Origin of the sequence: Virgibacillus sp. (genome assembly GCF_013393565.1) — a bacterium.
Lineage (GTDB): Bacteria > Bacillota > Bacilli > Bacillales > Amphibacillaceae > Virgibacillus > Virgibacillus dokdonensis.
The window spans coordinates 15,027-33,694 of record NZ_JABXHF010000001.1 but is presented as its reverse complement, the minus strand read 5'-3'; the positions used below and the strand labels follow the sequence as shown (position 1 = coordinate 33,694).

Here is an 18,668-nt window from a genome sequence, read left to right as displayed (position 1 = left end):
TATAACTACCGCAGATAGCCCATTTAAGTAACAGCATCTTGCGCTTATAGAGATGCTGTTACTTATATTAAGGGAGCCTTCAATTAGTGACATACAGAATAACTTGGCTTTTCACTAAATCCGTCTGGTTCTGAAAAAAATTATTCAAAGAATTCCATATGCTGTTTATTTTGTTTATAATAAGTTAATCGATCTGCTAAAGTACCTGTGTGAAATTCGAACTTATGCCCATCAGGATCTGTAAAATAGATGGATTTTTTATCCCTCACATCTCTTTCTCTTCCTTGCAAAATATTCACATTTAACCTACATAATAAATCATATGCTCTGTCAAACTCTGCTTCATCAATGGAAAATGCGAGATGCGTATAAGATTGATGGATTTCTTGCCGCGGAATATCTTTTTCTTCGTTTAACGCAAGCCACAGCCCATCCGTATCAAAATATGCAGTGCTCCTCCCTTTAACTAACAGCTTTGCCCCGAAGACTTGTTCATAAAATATAACCGACCTTTCTAAGTCGGAAACAGAAAATAAAACGTGATTTATTCCCTTCATCATCTTTCCCCTCCGCTCAAATATGTATATGGAGTGATTGTTTCCTATTGGATAAAAGCGCATACGTTTTTTTAAAGAGCGAGTCATCATTTGCCTGAATAACTTGCTTTAAATGAAGTGATCGTCACTTTATCCAAATATGGTCTATATATTTTTTTCTATACACTATTTACTATAACAGGAAGTATGTATATAGCATCATTCACCATGATAAGTTTTAGTCGATTTACGTTTATCAAGGTATTTCTTCACTACTGGATATATGACTGGTCCATATTTAATTAATTTTCGAATTAATTTCTTCATCCCAAACCCTCCCATTTATACTTTAGTTTATCGCAAATTACAATTAAATGAAATCTTGTTTGACAAACCTTCGTTATGTATTAAAAATTCATTCCCTTTTTTAACCGCCACCAAACAAATCCTCGCAAATATTCGCTGTTTAATTGGTCATACTAATAACATACAACTATTAGAAAAACTGTCGCTAAGTCGCATAGCGAAAGCTGTAGTTTTTCTTATACGATATACCAAAAAATTTTATACATCTATAGCGAAAAAGGAGTGGTAATATATGGCACATCATCGAAATTCGATTGAACAGACGTTATTAGCGTACAAAAAGGGTGTAGACACCTTTTTAAAACAAATGCCTGCATTTACGAAAAAGTATCATGATTTTACAGAAGCTTGCTTTCAAGAAGGAGAGCTTTCTGCTAAAGCAAAGCAGTTAATAGGTCTAGGTATTAGCTTACATGCACAAGATGAGTATTGTATTATTTATCACACAAAAGGATGCTTGGACCAAGGTTGCACAAAGCAGGAAATTTTAGAAGCGGCAGCTGTTACAGCAGCATTTGGTGGTGGAGCATCTATGAGCCAAGCAGTAACGCTCGTTCAGGAGTGCATTGACGAACTTTCAAACTAAGCAAATGCAGAGAGTTGCCACAATTGTTGTCGCTTGGCTCATGTGGTAACTTTCTCTTAACTTTTGCTACAAAGTACCTTTATTCTCCTCATTTAATGCTTACTATTGACACGCTTTTCTGAGAGTAGTCACTTCCTTTACTTACTTTTATAGATAATCCTCCGTGCAGGTTGTTAGCAACATGCTCATCATGGTAAGTAGGATGCAGAACACGATTGGAATTTTTCACGAAAGTTACTCCTGTCGATCTCAGATTTCATATGCCTGGCTATGTAAAAGCAAATGAACAACACTTAAAAAGAGCTGACGTTGCGATGGCTTTTCCCAGTCTTCAGGAACTTCCGCCATCAGCCACAATACTTCGTCTAAAAACACATGCTCTAAAGCCATTTTCCATACTCTTTTTTCTGCTTCTGTCAATTGTACAAACTGATAATAACCAGATAAAAACGCCTTCCATTGTTCTAAGGTAAATACGTGATCAGGTGCAGAAGATAATTCATTATGAAATAATAGTAATGCTAAAGCTAAATCAAAAACACGCGGAACTTTTGCAGCATTGTCGGGATCAATCAAATAAGGTTCAGGTGTAAAGACTAGGTTATTCGCTTTATAATCATGCGGTGTTAAAACATGGGGCAAGGAAAGTTCCTTCAAACAAGATTGTTTGGTTACACAGGAAAGTAATTTTTCTTCTAACTGAGTTATAGGAAAAGTAACACGGTTCCGTTTAGCATGATTTGTGATCGCTCGTACGCTTTCCTCTACTTCTTCATTTGTGAAATCATACACATCATATTCTGGAAGTTGAAATAGCTCTCCTTTTGGTGATAACGCATGAATATGCCCTAATAAACAACCCGATGCATATATTTGTGTATGTGTCGCTGTATACGCTTTTCCATGGATAAATGGGTACACAACGTAACACGCATCTCCCAGTTCTTGCTGATTATTTGTGTTCATTTTAATCGGTGTAACAATATAAATGCCGTTCTCTTGTAAAAATCGTGTGTATCTCGCTAATGCTTCGGCACGTTCAAGTGGTTTTTGCGTTTTCTTCACAATAACCTCTTCCCCTTTATATGAGGCATGGTAAACGGGAGAAAAAGGGTAAATACTTTTGGGCTCTTTTTCAGCAGCTATTTGAAATTGTTCTAATACTTTTGTACTTTGTAAATCAATTACCTCCTCTTGTAAGTGTCGTCCATCCTCTATTATAGGATTTGTCCAGGTTTCTAATTTCTAGCAATTCAGAATAAATATCACCACACTATGAACGATGAGCTTTTTTATCAGTGGTATACATCAATAGCCAACAGTCGTGATATTTCCCTTCATGAAACGCATAATGCAATAATTTTTTCACACGTTGAAATCCTGCTTTTTCATAACAAGCTACTGCCCTAACGTTCTCTACATGTGGGTCGAGGACAACCTTGGACGCACCGTACGCTTCCATGAGAAATGCCGTTACTTTTTTTATAAGCTCCGTTCCAATTCCTCTATTTCGATAATTACCTTCACCAATGAATTGATCCATACCGTAAGCGCTTGAACCTACAAGGGGCATCAAATTACTTGTACAGCTATTAATTGGATAATACTGCAAATAACCAATTGGAATTTCATTACAATATATAATACAGCGGGATATTAAAGCATTATTTGTATAGAATTTATCCTCTATCATTTCCATAGTATAGGATTTATCCCTCCCCCCATAAAATTTTAAAACAGAAGGATCACACAACCAACTCCTTAGCAGTGCTTGATGCTTCTTGTTTAACGGCCGAATGGAAAGATTATTTTGCATTTCATACCTCCTCGGATAGTATGTTAAGGCATTACTTTTTCGCCTTCTTAATCTGATTAATTCATAAAAATTGTATCTGCTCTTGCACCCGTTACTTTCCACTGCAGGCGGACGCTTTCCTCAGGGCTACTTGAGCCTCTTCGCTCACAAAAATTTTTCGCTGTGGGGTCTCAAGACTCATGCTATTCCGCTGGAGTCGCGCCCTCCGTTCTAAGTAACTTGGTTTGGATTCACGAATGAGTAAAGACCTTAAATAGTATGTCAAATATCTTGGACGTTTCGTGATGTTCTAGATAATGGTCTTAGGATCATTTGGGATAATAATATGTATAAGGAATAGAATTAGAAAAAGGTATAAAAAAATTTCAATTAAACGAGACCCGTCATAATCAATCACCCCATTCAAAATTACGTATAAGCAATCTTTCTGTTCTTATTTTCATACAAATTCTCCCTAAAATTATTTATTGACATGAACTCAAAAAATAGAATTTTTTTCTACAGAACTTGCTTTCAGCTGTTTCCCCTTCATATGCATCATCCTAACTAACATACACTTTATAAGAAGCTTTTCTAAATTAAAAAAGATATATGCCCATGTGGAGCATAATATCTTTTTTTATTTAGTCTATTTGCGTATATTCCTTTTCCCTTATGCATTCTTATTTATTTCTCATAGGCATCTGTTAATGCTGTTACGATTTGCTTTTTACGTGAGACAACTCCTTTTAACAACGCACGGCTACGCTGGTCAAGGTCAACGTTAAATGCGTCTTCTACTTTTGTTTTTCCAATCCCAACAGCAAGTACTTCCGAATCATTGTTCAAGATATCCGTAACAACGAATAAAAATAAATCAAGATTTTTTTCTTTGATAATATTGGAAATTTCCGCTTCAATTTCTGCTTGCATTGCATAGATTTGTTCTGTATCAACAGCATTTACTTGGGCAATTTCTACTTTTGCACCACCCATAGAAAATTCTTTTGCATCCATGGTTATTAATTCGGAAATAGACTTATCTCCTAAATCTGCACCTGCTTTTAGCATATCAAGACCATACGTATGCACATCTACTTCAGCAATTTTTGCTAATTCATAAGCCGCATCAATGTCTTCTTGTGTACACGTTGGAGATTTCAAAAGTAAAGAATCAGAAATAATGGCTGATAGTAATAAACCAGCAATTTGCTTTGGAACAGCAACCCCATTTTCTTTATACATCTTATTTAAAATAGTAGCTGTACATCCAACAGGCTCAGCACGGAAATATAACGGTTCACTTGTTTCGAAATTGGAAATTCGATGGTGGTCAACCACTTCCGTAATACGAGCATCTTTAATATTCGCTACACTTTGTTGAAATTCATTATGGTCAACGAGAATTACATTCGTTCCTGGCTCTACTTCCTCCATTAGCGCAGGTGCTGTTGCTACAAAATAATCAAGTGCATATTGCGTTTCTTTACTAACTGCACCTAATCTAGCAGGCTCTACATCCATTCCTAATTGCTGTTTTAAATTCGCATATCCGATTGCAGAACAAATTGCATCTGTATCTGGGTTTTTATGTCCAAAAATTATCGTCTTTGCCATCAATCATTTCTCCTTCTAATAAGCTTTTACCACTATTAGCTTATCAAAATTCATTTAGCTTGAATAGCAATTTAACAAAAATTCATTAGAATAGTCGTAAAGAATAGCCATGGATTTACTTTTTTCACACTTATTTTTATGATGGTATAGAATACTATTTTTAGATACAGTATGAAAACGAAAGGAATATCTTTAATGAAAAAAAAAGCAATTATCATTGGGAGTGGCATTGTTGGTGCTTCTGCTGCTTATTACCTTACCAAAAGCAATTGGGATGTCACCATTGTTGATAGTAAAGAAAAAGGACAAGCGACAGACGCAGCAGCAGGGATCGTTTGCCCGTGGCTGTCCCAACGAAGAAATAAGGCATGGTATGAATTGGTCAAAGCAGGTGCTAGAATGTACCCAAACTTAGTGAAATCGCTTGCTAAGGATGGAGAAAATGAAACTGGGTATCAACAAGTTGGGGCATTACATTTACATCGAGATGAGCAAAAATTAATCGCAATGAAAGAACGAGCAGAAAAACGAAAAGCAGATGCACCCGAAATTGGGGATATAGAGCTATTATCTCCCGAACAAACGAAAGCACAGTTTCCTCTATTAGACGACAGCTACCGTTCTGTATATGTTAGTGGAGCAGCACGTGTTGACGGAAGAAAGCTCCGTGATGCACTTCTTCGAGGAGCACAAAAGCACGGAGCAAAGCTAATCAAAGGAGAAGCAATCTTACAAAACATTGGACAAAGAATTACAGGAGTTACTCTACAGGATGGAGAAGAGATAAAAGCAGATATCGTTATTGCTGCAACAGGTGCTTGGATGCGTGAATTACTTTCTCCTTTAGGAATTTCCTTTCAAGTTGAAGCGCAACGAGCACAAATTTTACACGTACAACTTGCAAACCAAAATGTAGACTTGTCTACTGCACCCGTTGTAAAGCCACCCAATAACCAATATATGCTCACCTTTCCAAACAATCGAATTGTCCTCGGTGCAACATATGAAAATAATGTTGGTTACGATTGGCGGGTAACTGTCGGTGGAATGCATGAAATAATTACAAAAGCGATGGAATTCGCACCACATGTAAAGGATGCGTCAATTGTAGAAGCACGAGTTGGCTTTCGTCCTGTAACGCCAGGACATCTACCAGTTGTTGGGGCTCTCGCTGGTTTTCAAGGATTGCTATTAGCAAATGGACTTGGAGCAACAGGTCTAACGATGGGGCCATTTATTGGTTCTCAGCTAGCAAGTTTAGCAATGAATATACAACCAGAGATTGATTTCTCTCCTTATGATGTACGAAACGCTATCAGAAACCGAGCCTAATCTAATCTGAGGAAGCCACGGAATAGCTTCGCGGGTATGTTTTGTAAAATAGGTAAATAAAGTTCATATTCAATTTTCGTTTTTCTTTCATCCCCACTCATTGTCTAGAATCCCAAAGGTAGGACCTTAATGCATCTGAACGAATCGAGTTTTTAAGAATAAAATAGGTCGGATGAAATCAAAGATAATCTATTGATTCCATCCGACCTTACTTAAAAATCTAGTAACCCGTTCATTTTACAATTAACACAGGGCATTCCACTCTTTTAGCAACTTTGTGACTGACACTACCTAACAAAAACGTTTGTAGGTTATTCCTGCCACGACTCCCTAAAATGACACAATCAACATCATGTTCATTGGCATAAGTTACAATTTTCGGGCCTGGTTCGCCATGTAAAACAGTAACCGTATAGTCTATTTCTCCTTCTTGTAGCACCTCTGTTACAGGTTGCATCCTTTCTTGCCTGTTTTTTTCTACTTGCGTATGATCTGTAGCATGTAGCACATCTGCTTTTGCAGTCTCACCGTCAACCACATATACCACTTCTACTTTAGAAGCAAACTTTTTAGCTATTTCCACAGTATACTCAGCAGACCTCACCGAATGAGAAGATCCGTCTGCTGCTAATAAAATATTTTGAAACAAAGCTTTCACCTCACATATTATTTTTTATAAAAACTTGGCTTATTGCCAAATCTTTATAGCGGAAAAACGCTATCTTTTTTCTTATACTATAAACCCTATAGTATAACGTAGAGAATAACGTACTTTGCTGAACTACAGATTTCGGTTACATACGCTATTTCTTTTAAAAAACTTGGCTATCTGTCAAGTTTTACTTATACTTTAAAGTCTAAAAACATTGTTTTAATGTCCAGATGCGTTAGAAACACCGCCAATTCTCTGCTTTAAATTTCTGCTTGCTTCATTTAAACCTGTGATTTCCACACGAATATCCTGTTGAGCGAATTTGGCTTCTATTTTATCTAATGCGCCTACTGCTGAGTCGTCCCATAAATGGGTTTGTGACAAATCAATTTCTACACATTGAATATTCTCCGTATACGAAAACTTGCTTGGCAAATCACTGACAGAAGCAAAGAAAAGCTGTCCTACCACATAATAGATGCGCTTGTTTTCACCATTTACTCGTTTACTCCGTACAGTAACATGGGAAATTTTCGCCGCAAAGAAAATGGCGCTAAGAACAACACCTGCAAGTACACCTTTAGATAAATCGTGCGTATAAACAACTACAGCTACCGTTGTAAGCATAACGATGGCATCTGTGCGTGGGATTCGATGTATATGCTTGACAGATTTCCAATCAAATGTGCCGACAGATACCATAATCATAACGCCTACTAAAGCGGCCATAGGAATCTGCACTACTAACTCGCCTAACGCAATGATAAGAAACATGAGAAACACACCTGCTACTAGAGCCGACAATCTCCCACGCCCTCCAGACTTCACATTAATAACCGATTGTCCAATCATGGCACAACCTGCCATGCCACCAAAGAAACCCGCAGCAATATTGGCAATACCTTGTCCGCGACTTTCTTTATTTTTATCACTCTCTGTATCTGTCATATCATCTACAATACTTGATGTGAGTAGTGATTCTAATAACCCGACAACAGCTAACGCAAAGGAATAAGGTAAAATGATCATGAATGTTTCCCATGTAAATGGGACAGATGGAATTAAAAATGCAGGTAGCTCTTGCGTTAGTGCTCCCATATCGCCAACTGTACCAACTTGAATATCACCGAAAATAACAAGGGCTGTTACGACCACAATTGCCACTAAAGCTGACGGAACTGCTTTCGTAATTCTTGGTAATAGGTAGATAATCGCTAAAGTTACGCCTACCAACGCGAACATTACCCAGCTTTCACCTTGAAAATGTGGGATTTGCGCTGTGAAAATTAAGATTGCCAACGCATTTACAAAACCAATCATTACTGACCTGGGAACAAATTTCATCACTTTAGCAAGCTTGCAAACCCCAAAAATAATTTGAATAATACCAGTTAAAATGGTTGCTGCTAATAAATAATCTAACCCATACTCAGCAACTAATCCCCCCATTAGAAGAGCCATTGCTCCAGTTGCAGCGGAAATCATACCTGGACGCCCTCCGACAAAAGCAATCACTACTGCGATACAAAAGGATGCATATAATCCAACCATCGGATCAACTCCAGCTATAATAGAAAAAGCAATTGCTTCTGGAATCAATGCTAAGGCAACCACAATTCCAGCTAAAATATCCCCTTTAACGTTACCAAACCACTCCCGCTTCCAATCTTGTACTATCAAATAGTTCTACCTCTTTCTATGAGTATTCTTCAAGCCTCTCCTAGCTTAAATCCGTAATTAACCTTAGCATTATAGCATAAGATTACCTTTCACTAAACACGCAAGAAAGCGGGTACATTTTTACCTATATTTATTTTACTTTGATTTACTTTGATATACTACCTCATTTGTTAAAAGTAATCTTATTAACATATTTACATTAACATAAAGGTTTGGTAAGCTAACTTTATATTTAATACCATTGAACATGAAGATACATTGGGGGATAAATTGTTATGAAAGGAAAGATAGCTGTTTTCGCAGTAATTATTTTTACAATGATTGTACTTATATTATGTTGGTTTTGGTTGCAAGATGTAATTACTGATTATGATTTAGAACGTACTTCTCCTGTAGATGGTGTACATCCGCAAACAACAGAAATGCTTCCATCTCACATCGATTGCAAGCAGTTTTAGAAAAACTTAGTTTATTGCCACATTTTTTATCTATGGGCTACGAACAAGTTGCAGGAGGAAAAAAATACATCGATCAGGACGCCATTTTTCTAATCGATGGTTACTCATCCATTCAAGCCCTACCGCGTACAAAAAATGAGTAGCAAGCATAACACCTTTCCATTTCTTCTTTACTGTTTATACCAACTTAATGCCCGCTGCTCTACATCTTTTACAAAATCATTTTTTCCGCTCATATATTTTTCCATTTGATTTGGGTAGTTTTTTGCCAAAGTCAGTTTTAAGTTTCCATATTCTATAGCTGTCGAGGGGTGATGGATTAAATAATCCCTAAATGCGATATGCCGTTTGATATGCTGGTCTCCTTGTTGAAACATATGTACATGATGCGTCCGCTTGTACTCACCTTTAATAAAGAATCTTCTTCCTTCGATACCATATTCACCTAATGCATGATACCCTAGATTTTCCATTCCTTCTATATACTCACCTACTTACTCAATGGACTTTACTACTGGCATTATATCTATAATTGGTTTAGCAGCTAAATCCGGCACAGCCGTACTACCAATATGATGTATCGTAACTAATTCCGTTTGAAATAACTCTTTTATATATGTTGCTTCTTGTCCAAAAAGTTGCTGCCACTGACTTTGGTATGGAATAACTACTACTTCACGCATGGATTTATCTCCTCTTCCCGTTATTATAATGAGGCTCCTGTGAATGAGAAGCCTCATTTCATATAATACAATACTCTCTTAGGAAAACTGTTGTCGTCTTCCCCTAAAAGAGTGCATTTTCGCAACCAAAAAAACTTATATTGCACGTATGCTACTGTTATTAAACGATTACTAGTCTTCTTTATCAGTAAAATAAGCATCTATAATCCGTTGCCCGATTGTTTGGTTAATTTGATGTTTTCCACTAACAATCCCTGTGTGAGGTACAATAATAGCAAAAGCCATTTCAGGGTCATCATAAGGTGCATAGCCAACAAGCGTGAGATTTTCTGTATCAGCCTTCTTTTCTCCATCGGCATAATAAGCGTTTTGAGCCGTTCCTGTTTTTCCAGCGACTTTATAACCTCGATACTTGGATGTTCCGAAAAAACGAACGGAAGTTCCTTGTGATTCATTGAACACTTGCCTAAATCCTTCTTGAATACGTTCAATATTTGATTTGCTCATATCAATACGATTTAATACTTCTGTCCCCTTGCTTTCATAAACAGAACCTAATTGATCTTCTGTTGGCGACGGATTACGAATTTCCCTTACTAAACGAGGGCGAACACGATTGCCATCATTTGCTATTGTGGATACATATTGCGCTAGCTGTAATGCGGTGAAGTTGTCATACTGCCCAATGGCAAAGTCCATCAATAAACCTGGTTGAAATTGTTTATCGCCAATTACTCCTTTTGGATCCTCAGGATAATCGATACCGGTTCGGCTACCTAAACCAAATTGTTGAAAATAGCTACGCATTTCATCCCATGCTGCTACATCAAATGCAGCACTTTCTCCATTGGGAAATGGATAACGATGTTCCCCTCCCATTTTTAATGCAATATAAAACATATATACGTTTGATGAGCGACGTAGTGCATCAAAATCATTTACTGAACCTAAATCACTATAAGATCCTTTCGGAGCACCAGAGGCAATCTTTATTTTCCTGTCATGAAATACTTGCCCTGGAGAAATAACGCCTGACTCATAACCTGCTAAAACGGTCGCCCCTTTTATAGAAGATCCTGGCAAATGCGCATCATGAATTGCTTTATATGGAGCGTTATTATATTCATTTTTTTCCTTATCATACAATACACCGCTGACAGCGAGTAACTCTCCTGTTTTTGGATTCATAACTACCGCCATCGCATCTGACATGTACTGATGCTGATAAGGATGCTTTTGAATGGTTTTCTGTAACTCTGATTGTAATATTTCATCTACTTTTTTTTGTAAATCCATATCAATGGTTAATATAAGATCTTTCCCAGCTATTCCTTTTACAGCTACTTTTGAACCTATTGTGGTTCCATCTTTCGTCGTAGTGTATTGTACTTGCTCCTTTCTACCTCGTAAAACGTGTTCATAATATTCTTCAATCCCACTAATTCCAACGCGATCATTCCGACTATATCCTCTTGTTAAATAGTATTCCAGTTTTTCTTTTTGCAGTCCCCGTTCTTGAGATGTAATCTTACCAACTAGGCTTTTAAAAGTTTCTTCATATGGGTATTTACGTTCCCAATCTGCAATCGCATTGACGCCAGGTAAATCACTTAAATTTTCAGACACTTTGGCGTACTCTTCGGCAGTTACACCTTCATTCTTAACAATTTGTGGCGTTAATGCGTATGCTTTATCTAATTCCTTTTTAATGGCAATAATTAACCTATCTTGCTCTGACAAGTCATTCATCTCGTGCTTCTTTATTCGTTCTAGGGCAAGATCATATTCTTCTGTATCATCTAATTTCTTTCTTTCTTCATCCGTAAGTCTTTCTATTACATCCTCTTTATGATTCAAGTAATAATACTCTCTTTTCAGTCTTTCATTAATGTCTGCAACATCTTTTACTTCAACTGAAATGAGCTTAGCTAACTTTTCAGCTACCTCTAATCTCTCTTTCGCCTGTGTTCTTTTAGCTGGAGTATAAGTAATGGCATATCGCGGTTCGTTTCCAACAACTAGTTGATGATTTCTATCATATATTTGTCCACGCGGCACTGGCACTTTCGTTGTATCGTTTACCGTGCGATCGATCTCTTTCTGAAATTCTTCGCCCTTCAGAATTTGCACAATACCAAGCTGAAGAATTAAAGCTGCAAACATAATAAACATAATAAAAAATAACAAATTCAATCGAAATGGCAGCTTATCCTTCCGTTCTTTTTTCTTTATTCCCTTACTCATTGCTTTCCCCCTTAATTGAAATACTTTCCTTTAAAAATCCCCTTTCAATTATTTTAAAATTTCCACTTATACGCCTTTTGAATTGATCATATCACGTTACACATACACCATCAACCAATAATTTCCTTTTAGAGACATGTGTTAATTACACGTCTCTAAAATAGTGACTGTTCTTTCATCACTTACACCTTTACTGAGTAACCCAAAAGTAACACTTTTTGCTAATACATAATACAATCATTAACAATTTTGTCGAAAGTACGTTACAAAAAATTCAATATTTCCGTCGTTACAAACAGGGATTTAATTGTATAGTATTAACAGGAGGTCCAAATGTCATAGTAGAATTGGGCTAATTCTGTTTATAAAGTTCCATTTTTGCTTTCATAGTAGGATGCAATCATGCAGGCGAGAGATTAATGTCCACATATCCTTATATTAGAGATATTCTCATTAACTATATTTTGCTCGCATGTTATTTTTGGAAATTATTTTTTTCGCTTGCAACCGAACATAGGTCTTATCGATCACATACATGTATCATGCAAAACTTTCCATACATCTGAAATGATTATAAAATCTATATCTTCATAAACAGAATGCTTTTCATTCATATTGTTCAATAGCGAACATTGTGAGACATACGGAACGTAATAAATTATTTCTTTTTCACATTTGGCTCACTCCATGAGGGGATGTTCAAACAAGATATACATTCCACTAACTATTCGAATGATGAGATTTACTGAAAAAAGCTTAACCCCACAAAAAATGGGAGGAAGGAGAACCTTTATGGACGTTATTATGTTATCGCGAATTCAATTCGCATCTACAACTATTTTCCACTTTATTTTCGTGCCTTTATCCATTGGTTTAGTATTTTTAATTGCACTTATGGAAACATTGTACGTTGTAAAAGGGCAAGAAAAGTACAAAAAAATGGCAAAGTTTTGGGGACACTTATTTCTTATTAACTTTGCTGTCGGAGTCGTTACCGGTATTTTACAGGAGTTCCAATTCGGGATGAACTGGTCTAACTATTCTCGCTTTGTCGGTGACGTATTCGGTGCACCACTCGCAGTTGAAGCACTATTAGCTTTCTTTATGGAATCTACTTTTTTAGGTTTATGGATTTTCGGTTGGAAAAGACTTTCTAAAAAAGTACATCTCCTATGTATTTGGCTCGTGTCCATTGGAACAATTATTTCTGCGTTTTGGATATTAGTCGCTAACTCATTTATGCAATATCCAGTCGGTTATGAAATTAACAATGGTCGCGCCGAAATGAATGACTTCCTAGCATTAATTACGAGCGGTCAAGTATGGGTGGAGTTCCCACATACTGTGTTTGGATCATTAGCCACAGGAGCATTTCTAATTACTGGTGTAAGTGCTTGGAAATTGCTTAAAAAACAAGATACGTATTTCTTTAAAAAATCATTTCATATCGCTTTAGTCGTTGCAATTATTTCTGGTTTAGGTATTGCCTTTACTGGTCATGCTCAATCACAATTCTTAGTAGAAACACAACCAATGAAAATGGCAGCAGCAGAAGGTTTATGGGAAGACAGTGCTGATCCAGCTCCATGGACAGTCTTTGCTAACATTGATACAGAAAATCAAGAAAACTCATTTGAAGTCAATATCCCATATATATTAAGTTATCTTTCCTACAGCGAATTTAGCGGAAGCGTGGAAGGAATGAAATCCATCCAAGCCAAATATGAAGAGTTGTATGGAGAAGGAGACTATATCCCTCCAGTTAAAACAACATTCTGGAGCTTCCGTATTATGACGTTCACAGGCGGATTAATGATCGTATTAGGACTTTATGGTGCTTACTTAATAAAACGTAAAAAGCTAGAACAAAGCAGGAAATATTTAAAAACGATGCTTTGGGCAATTGCTTTACCGTTCATTGGAGGTACAGCCGGCTGGATTATGACAGAAATTGGCAGACAGCCTTGGGTCGTATTTGGAGAAATGCAAACACAAGACGCAGTTTCACCGAACGTAACCGCTGGGCAAGTCCTATTCTCACTCATCTCATTTAGTGCAATCTATTTGATCCTTGCACTTGTGATGGCTTACTTGTTCGTTCGAGTAATCAAAAAAGGCCCTGTTGAAGAAGAAAAAGATGTCAAACTAACAACAGATCCTTTTGGAGAGGAAGGGTATGGTTCCTATGCTAAGTGAGGTATGGTTTATTTTAATCGCTGTATTGTTTGTCGGATTCTTGTTTTTGGAAGGCTTTGACTTTGGTGTTGGCATGGCGATGCGTTTTGTTGCTAAAACGCCAGTTGAACGTCGGGTATTAATTAATACAATTGGCCCTGTTTGGGACGGAAATGAAGTTTGGCTAATTACAGCAGGTGGGGCGATGTTTGCTGCGTTCCCAAATTGGTATGCCACTTTGTTCAGTGGCTTATACATGCCACTAGTAATCATGCTTCTTTTGCTCATAGGGCGGGGAGTAGCATTTGAGTTTAGAAGTAAACTAGATAATCCTAAATGGCGGGACACTTGGGATTGGACAATCTTTATTAGTAGCCTATTGAACCCATTATTATGGGGAGTTGTGTTCGCCGCATTGATGGCAGGCTTACCAATTGATAGTGAGATGAATATTTACGCTTCTGTCTTTGATTACATCACACCGTATACGTTAATTGGTGGAATTGCAATTACATTGCTCTGCTTTTTACACGGGCTATTCTTTATCACGTTGAAAACTACAGGTGACCTACAAAGTAGAGCTCGTGAAACTGCCAAAAAAATTGTTTACGGTGTTGGTATAGCTTTAATTACCTTTGTGGTTGCATCTTATTTCTACACAGATATTTTCGAGGTGAGAGGTGCCATATTAATTCCCATTTTCGCGCTTATTGTATTGGCAGTTGTTTTAGCTGGAAGTTTTGCTAAGAAAAGTCGTGATGGCTGGGCATTTACAATGACCGGATTAACTATCGCGCTCACGGTAACGTCTGTATTCGTCGGTTTATTCCCACGTGTAATGGTAAGTAGCTTAAATCATGCTTTTGACTTAACGATTCACAATGCAGCTTCAGGAGACTATTCGTTAAAAGTCATGACCATTGTAGCCGTCACTTTATTACCTTTTGTACTTGGTTATCAAATCTGGAGTTATTATGTATTCCGTAAACGTATTAAAGAAGAGGAGCATTTAGAATACTAATGAAGAAAATGATGCGTAATCATTTACTAACGTACAAAGGGGTAAGACCGACACTTGCCATTGTTATTTCCATTACAATCGTGGAAGCAATAGCCATCATTCTGCAAGCAAAATGGTTAGCAGAATGGCTATTTCGCTTATTTAACGGCGAATTATTTCAAGAAACATGGAAGCTAGGCGTTTTTTTTCTTATTGCCTTTGTTACAAGGTATCTTATGGGTACATTAAAGAAAAAAATAACCTTCCAGTTTGCTGAAAAAACAAGAGTGGAAAAAAGAAAACAATTATTGGCCAAGCTTTTTGCGCTTGGCCCTAGCTACACGAATAAACATGGTACAGCCAAGTTAGTTAATTTAGCCATGGAAGGCGCAAACCAACAACGTACTTATTTAGAATTAATTATTCCCAAGATGATTGCTGCATGTATTATTCCACCAATAGTACTCATTTACGTTTTCTTTCAGGATAAACTGTCAAGTATCATTTTACTCTTAACCGTTCCTATCATTATTGCATTTATGATTTTATTGGGATTAGCTGCGAATAAGAAAATGGAGCGTCAATGGCATTCCTATCATTTATTATCCAACCATTTTATTGATTCTTTACGGGGGTTAGAAACATTAAAGTTTTTAGGTAAAAGTAAATCACATGGAGATACAATTGAAAAAGTGAGTGACGAATACCGAAAATCCACTATATCAACATTACGAATTGCTTTTCTTTCATCTTTTGCACTTGACTTTTTTACGATGTTATCGGTTGCCTCTGTTGCTGTAGGACTAGGATTACGTCTCATTGAAGGAAACCTATTATTAGATATTGCATTAGTCGTATTAATTTTAGCTCCAGAGTTTTTTCTTCCTATAAAAGAAGTTGGAGCAGACTACCATGCAACATTAAATGGACAAGAAGCAGCCAAAGCAATTGATCGGATTTTAGCAGAGCCTGTTCATGAAAATCATTCATTTATTACCAACTCCATTGCATGGTCAGCTAACAGTACCTTAAAGCTTTCTTCTGTTAGTCATTCCCATGACGATAACGGCTTACAAGCTCTATCTACCATTTCCATGCAAGTAAAAGGTTTTGAAAATATTGGTATTGTTGGTGCAAGCGGTGCAGGAAAGTCGACTTTAATTGATATATTAGGTGGATTTTTAACACCTGATCAAGGGAGTTTTCGCGTCAATCAGCAAATTTTAGATAGCTTAAATACAGAAGCTTGGCAGCGTCAAATCACATACATTCCACAACGCCCATATATTTTTAGTCAGTCGGTTGCAGATAATATTCGATTTTATGAACCAAATGCATCGGATGAAGATGTGTGGCAAGCTGTTCAAGATGCAGAATTGGATAAATTAATCCATACCTTTCCAAATGGTATAGAACAAGAAATTGGTACTGGCGCACGTGCAATTAGCGGCGGTCAAGAACAACGTGTCGCTTTGGCTCGAGCTTTTCTTGGTAATCGTCCTATCCTGTTATTAGATGAGCCGACTGCCCATTTGGATATTGAAACGGAATACGAATTGAAACAAACGATGACAACATTGTTTAAAGATAAATTAGTCTTTTTTGCAACGCATCGGCTGCATTGGATGGAGCAAATGGATAAAATTATTGTGTTAAAAGATGGTGTCATCGTAGAAGTGGGGACACCACATGAATTATTGCTTCGTCGCGGAGAATACTATGACCTCGTGCTATCACAATTGGAGGGAGTACAATGAAAGCATGGATTATTCCATATGTAAAAATGCATTACAAAGGGCTAGCAGCCAGCATTATTATCGGTTTATTAGCTTTAGCCTGTGGTGCAGCGCTTATGTTTACATCTGGGTACTTAATTTCCAAATCCGCCTTAAGACCTGAAAATATTTTAATGGTCTATATTCCCGTTGTTTCAGTGCGAGCCTTTGGTATTTTTCGAGCGGTATTTCACTATCTTTCTCGATTAGCGAGCCATGATACGATTCTGCGCGTACTAGCAAATATGCGTAGCAGATTGTATCAGACTTTAGAGCCACAAGCAGCTTTTATTCGTTCTCGTTTCCAGACTGGTAGGATACTAGGCGTATTATCAGATGATATCGACCATTTGCAAGATTTATTTATTCGTACGATTTTACCGAGTATCACTGCACTTGGTATGTACGGCATCGCTATTGCTTGTCTAGGCTGGTTTGATATGGTATTTGCTTCACTTATGGCAATATATCTCTTTTGTATCGTTGTGTTCATTCCGTTGTTTTCTTTGTGGTCTAGTCGAAAACGTACAGCATTAATAAAACAGGGGCGCTATGATCAATATCATATATTAACAGATGGATTACTTGGCATTAAAGATTGGATGATTGCTGGAAAACCAGATGAATTTACGAAGCATGATGCAAAAAAAGATCAAGCTGTTGCCATTGTTGAGCGACGCGTTAAAAGTGAGCAACGAATTCGCGACTTATTCCTTCAGCTCATCATTGGTGCGATGGTGATTTCCATGGTGTACTGGTCAAGTTCGATGGTAGCTGAAGGAAACATGCACGTGACATTAATTGCTGCTTTCGTTTTAGTTACATTGGCTATTGCAGAAGCTTTTTTGCCCGTATCCGAAGCCTTAGAACAAATTCCAGAATACACAGAATCGCTTTCAAGATTAGAAACGCTCGAAGAAACAGATCAAGAAAAGGTTGCTACTAAGTCACACATATCTTTACCAGAAGCATCTGATTCTGTAGATATTCAGCTTGATCATGTTGCCTTTCAATATCCGGGTTTTGCCAAACAAATTTTAAAAGATGCTTCCATTTCGATACCTCAAGGAAAGAAATTAGCTTTGTTGGGAAAAAGTGGTGCTGGAAAATCAAGTATCATCCAACTAATTTGTGGTTCTTATGCACCGACAAAAGGAAATGTTACACTTAACGGCATCGATGCAACAGCTTACGGCGATTCTCTATTTGAAATCGTATCGATTTTAAATCAACGACCTCATTTATTTAACACGACGATCGCCAATAACCTACGACTCGGCAACCAAAAAGCAACAGACCAAGAAATTGTAGAAGCTGCTAAAAAGGTACAGCTCCATGATTATATTATGAGCCTGCCAAAAGGTTATAACACGATGATGGAAGAATCAGGACAAATCTTTAGTGGCGGTCAACAACAACGAGTAGCATTAGCAAGAATATTATTAAAAGGCTCTCCTGTCGTTATTCTCGATGAGCCGACAGTCGGCTTAGATTCAAAAACAGAAGCTGACTTGTTAAAAACCATTTTTTTAACGCTTGATGATAAAACCGTTATTTGGATTACACATCATTTAGCTGGTATGCAGCGTATGGATGAAGTTGTCTTTTTAGAAAACGGCTATATTGAAATGCAAGGTTCGCACCAAGAACTACTAAGCACTTCACAGCGATATCAAGATTTATACTATTTAGACGTCCCACCATCAATTCGTAAAATGGTGCAAGTTTAGTTTAGAAGGTTTCAGTTATAAATAATAACTGAAGCCTTT

Annotated in this window: 15 protein-coding genes and 1 pseudogene; 8 read left to right on the top strand and 8 right to left on the bottom strand. The window is 37.2% G+C overall.

The window, feature by feature from the left end:
* Positions 1-140: 140 nt before the first annotated feature.
* Positions 141-560 carry a metallothiol transferase FosB gene (gene fosB / locus HLX49_RS00150; RefSeq protein WP_077705704.1) on the bottom strand — a complete coding sequence of 140 codons (420 nt, stop codon included), beginning with the start codon at positions 558-560 and terminating at the stop codon, positions 141-143.
* A 574-nt stretch (positions 561-1,134) separates the two neighbouring features.
* Between fosB and HLX49_RS00145 the strand changes: the two genes are divergently transcribed.
* Positions 1,135-1,488: a carboxymuconolactone decarboxylase family protein gene (locus tag HLX49_RS00145; protein WP_077705707.1), complete on the top strand. Its 354-nt coding sequence runs from the start codon at positions 1,135-1,137 to the stop codon at positions 1,486-1,488.
* Positions 1,489-1,737: 249 nt separating this feature from the next.
* Here HLX49_RS00145 and HLX49_RS00140 read toward each other — a convergent pair whose 3' ends face one another.
* From HLX49_RS00140 to HLX49_RS00130, 3 genes are all read right to left on the bottom strand, one after another.
* Positions 1,738-2,607 (bottom strand): phosphotransferase, encoded by an 870-nt coding sequence (locus tag HLX49_RS00140; protein WP_296360417.1) that lies wholly within the window; start codon positions 2,605-2,607, stop codon positions 1,738-1,740.
* A 154-nt stretch (positions 2,608-2,761) separates the two neighbouring features.
* A complete protein-coding gene (locus HLX49_RS00135; protein ID WP_296360348.1) occupies positions 2,762-3,304 on the bottom strand; it encodes a GNAT family N-acetyltransferase in 543 nt (180 codons plus the stop codon).
* Between the two features lie 666 nt (positions 3,305-3,970).
* Positions 3,971-4,900: a manganese-dependent inorganic pyrophosphatase gene (locus tag HLX49_RS00130; protein ID WP_101932468.1), complete on the bottom strand. Its 930-nt coding sequence runs from the start codon at positions 4,898-4,900 to the stop codon at positions 3,971-3,973.
* Between the two features lie 195 nt (positions 4,901-5,095).
* Here HLX49_RS00130 and HLX49_RS00125 point away from each other — a divergent pair, with 195 nt between their 5' ends.
* Positions 5,096-6,232: an NAD(P)/FAD-dependent oxidoreductase gene (locus HLX49_RS00125; RefSeq protein ID WP_101932469.1), complete on the top strand. Its 1,137-nt coding sequence runs from the start codon at positions 5,096-5,098 to the stop codon at positions 6,230-6,232.
* A 232-nt stretch (positions 6,233-6,464) separates the two neighbouring features.
* Here HLX49_RS00125 and HLX49_RS00120 read toward each other — a convergent pair whose 3' ends face one another.
* Entirely contained in the window at positions 6,465-6,881 is a 417-nt protein-coding gene (locus HLX49_RS00120; RefSeq protein ID WP_077705765.1) for a universal stress protein, read from the bottom strand.
* A 222-nt stretch (positions 6,882-7,103) separates the two neighbouring features.
* The gene (locus HLX49_RS00115) at positions 7,104-8,564 is read right to left on the bottom strand and encodes a SulP family inorganic anion transporter (protein ID WP_101932470.1); all 1,461 of its coding nucleotides are present in this window, start codon (positions 8,562-8,564) and stop codon (positions 7,104-7,106) included.
* Positions 8,565-8,839: 275 nt separating this feature from the next.
* On the opposite strand from HLX49_RS00115, the gene HLX49_RS00110 reads away from it, so the two are divergent.
* The gene (locus tag HLX49_RS00110; RefSeq protein WP_077705770.1) at positions 8,840-9,022 is read left to right on the top strand and encodes a hypothetical protein; all 183 of its coding nucleotides are present in this window, start codon (positions 8,840-8,842) and stop codon (positions 9,020-9,022) included.
* Positions 9,007-9,165, top strand: a complete 159-nt coding sequence (locus tag HLX49_RS00105; protein WP_176087346.1) for a hypothetical protein — start codon at positions 9,007-9,009, stop codon at positions 9,163-9,165. Before HLX49_RS00110 ends, HLX49_RS00105 begins: the two co-directional genes overlap by 16 nt.
* Before the next feature lie 27 nt (positions 9,166-9,192).
* On the opposite strand, the pseudogene HLX49_RS00100 reads toward HLX49_RS00105, so the two are convergent.
* Both HLX49_RS00100 and HLX49_RS00095 read right to left on the bottom strand, forming a co-directional pair.
* Positions 9,193-9,705, bottom strand: a pseudogene (locus HLX49_RS00100) (GrpB family protein).
* Positions 9,706-9,876: 171 nt separating this feature from the next.
* Complete coding sequence (locus HLX49_RS00095; protein ID WP_101932471.1) at positions 9,877-11,949, bottom strand: peptidoglycan D,D-transpeptidase FtsI family protein; 2,073 nt, start codon at positions 11,947-11,949, stop codon at positions 9,877-9,879.
* 792 nt (positions 11,950-12,741) lie between these two features.
* Between HLX49_RS00095 and HLX49_RS00090 the strand changes: the two genes are divergently transcribed.
* The 4 genes from HLX49_RS00090 to cydC are packed head-to-tail and all read left to right on the top strand — an operon-like array spanning position 12,742 to position 18,629.
* A complete protein-coding gene (locus HLX49_RS00090) occupies positions 12,742-14,145 on the top strand; it encodes a cytochrome ubiquinol oxidase subunit I (RefSeq protein ID WP_296360416.1) in 1,404 nt (467 codons plus the stop codon).
* On the top strand, positions 14,126-15,145 hold the full coding sequence (gene cydB, locus HLX49_RS00085) for a cytochrome d ubiquinol oxidase subunit II (RefSeq protein ID WP_101932472.1): 1,020 nt from the start codon (positions 14,126-14,128) through the stop codon (positions 15,143-15,145). Before HLX49_RS00090 ends, cydB begins: the two co-directional genes overlap by 20 nt.
* Positions 15,146-15,156: 11 nt before the next feature.
* Positions 15,157-16,881: a thiol reductant ABC exporter subunit CydD gene (gene cydD, locus HLX49_RS00080; protein WP_101934176.1), complete on the top strand. Its 1,725-nt coding sequence runs from the start codon at positions 15,157-15,159 to the stop codon at positions 16,879-16,881.
* Positions 16,878-18,629 (top strand): thiol reductant ABC exporter subunit CydC, encoded by a 1,752-nt coding sequence (cydC, locus tag HLX49_RS00075; RefSeq protein WP_296360334.1) that lies wholly within the window; start codon positions 16,878-16,880, stop codon positions 18,627-18,629. The genes cydD and cydC overlap by 4 nt, the downstream gene beginning before the upstream one ends.
* The last annotated feature ends 39 nt before the right edge of the window (positions 18,630-18,668 follow it).

What these genes read in the sequence shown, in the direction of transcription:
- HLX49_RS00125 (WP_101932469.1), top strand. Translation starts at nt 5,096, where the DNA reads ATGAAAAAAAAAGCAATTATCATTGGGAGTGGCATTGTTGGTGCTTCT.
- cydD (WP_101934176.1), top strand. Translation starts at nt 15,157, where the DNA reads ATGCGTAATCATTTACTAACGTACAAAGGGGTAAGACCGACACTTGCC.
- HLX49_RS00145 (WP_077705707.1), top strand. Translation starts at nt 1,135, where the DNA reads ATGGCACATCATCGAAATTCGATTGAACAGACGTTATTAGCGTACAAA.
- cydB (WP_101932472.1), top strand. Translation starts at nt 14,126, where the DNA reads ATGGTTCCTATGCTAAGTGAGGTATGGTTTATTTTAATCGCTGTATTG.
- cydC (WP_296360334.1), top strand. Translation starts at nt 16,878, where the DNA reads ATGAAAGCATGGATTATTCCATATGTAAAAATGCATTACAAAGGGCTA.
- HLX49_RS00130 (WP_101932468.1), bottom strand. Translation starts at nt 4,900, where the DNA reads ATGGCAAAGACGATAATTTTTGGACATAAAAACCCAGATACAGATGCA.
- HLX49_RS00095 (WP_101932471.1), bottom strand. Translation starts at nt 11,949, where the DNA reads ATGAGTAAGGGAATAAAGAAAAAAGAACGGAAGGATAAGCTGCCATTT.
- HLX49_RS00090 (WP_296360416.1), top strand. Translation starts at nt 12,742, where the DNA reads ATGGACGTTATTATGTTATCGCGAATTCAATTCGCATCTACAACTATT.
- HLX49_RS00135 (WP_296360348.1), bottom strand. Translation starts at nt 3,304, where the DNA reads ATGCAAAATAATCTTTCCATTCGGCCGTTAAACAAGAAGCATCAAGCA.
- fosB (WP_077705704.1), bottom strand. Translation starts at nt 560, where the DNA reads ATGATGAAGGGAATAAATCACGTTTTATTTTCTGTTTCCGACTTAGAA.
- HLX49_RS00110 (WP_077705770.1), top strand. Translation starts at nt 8,840, where the DNA reads ATGAAAGGAAAGATAGCTGTTTTCGCAGTAATTATTTTTACAATGATT.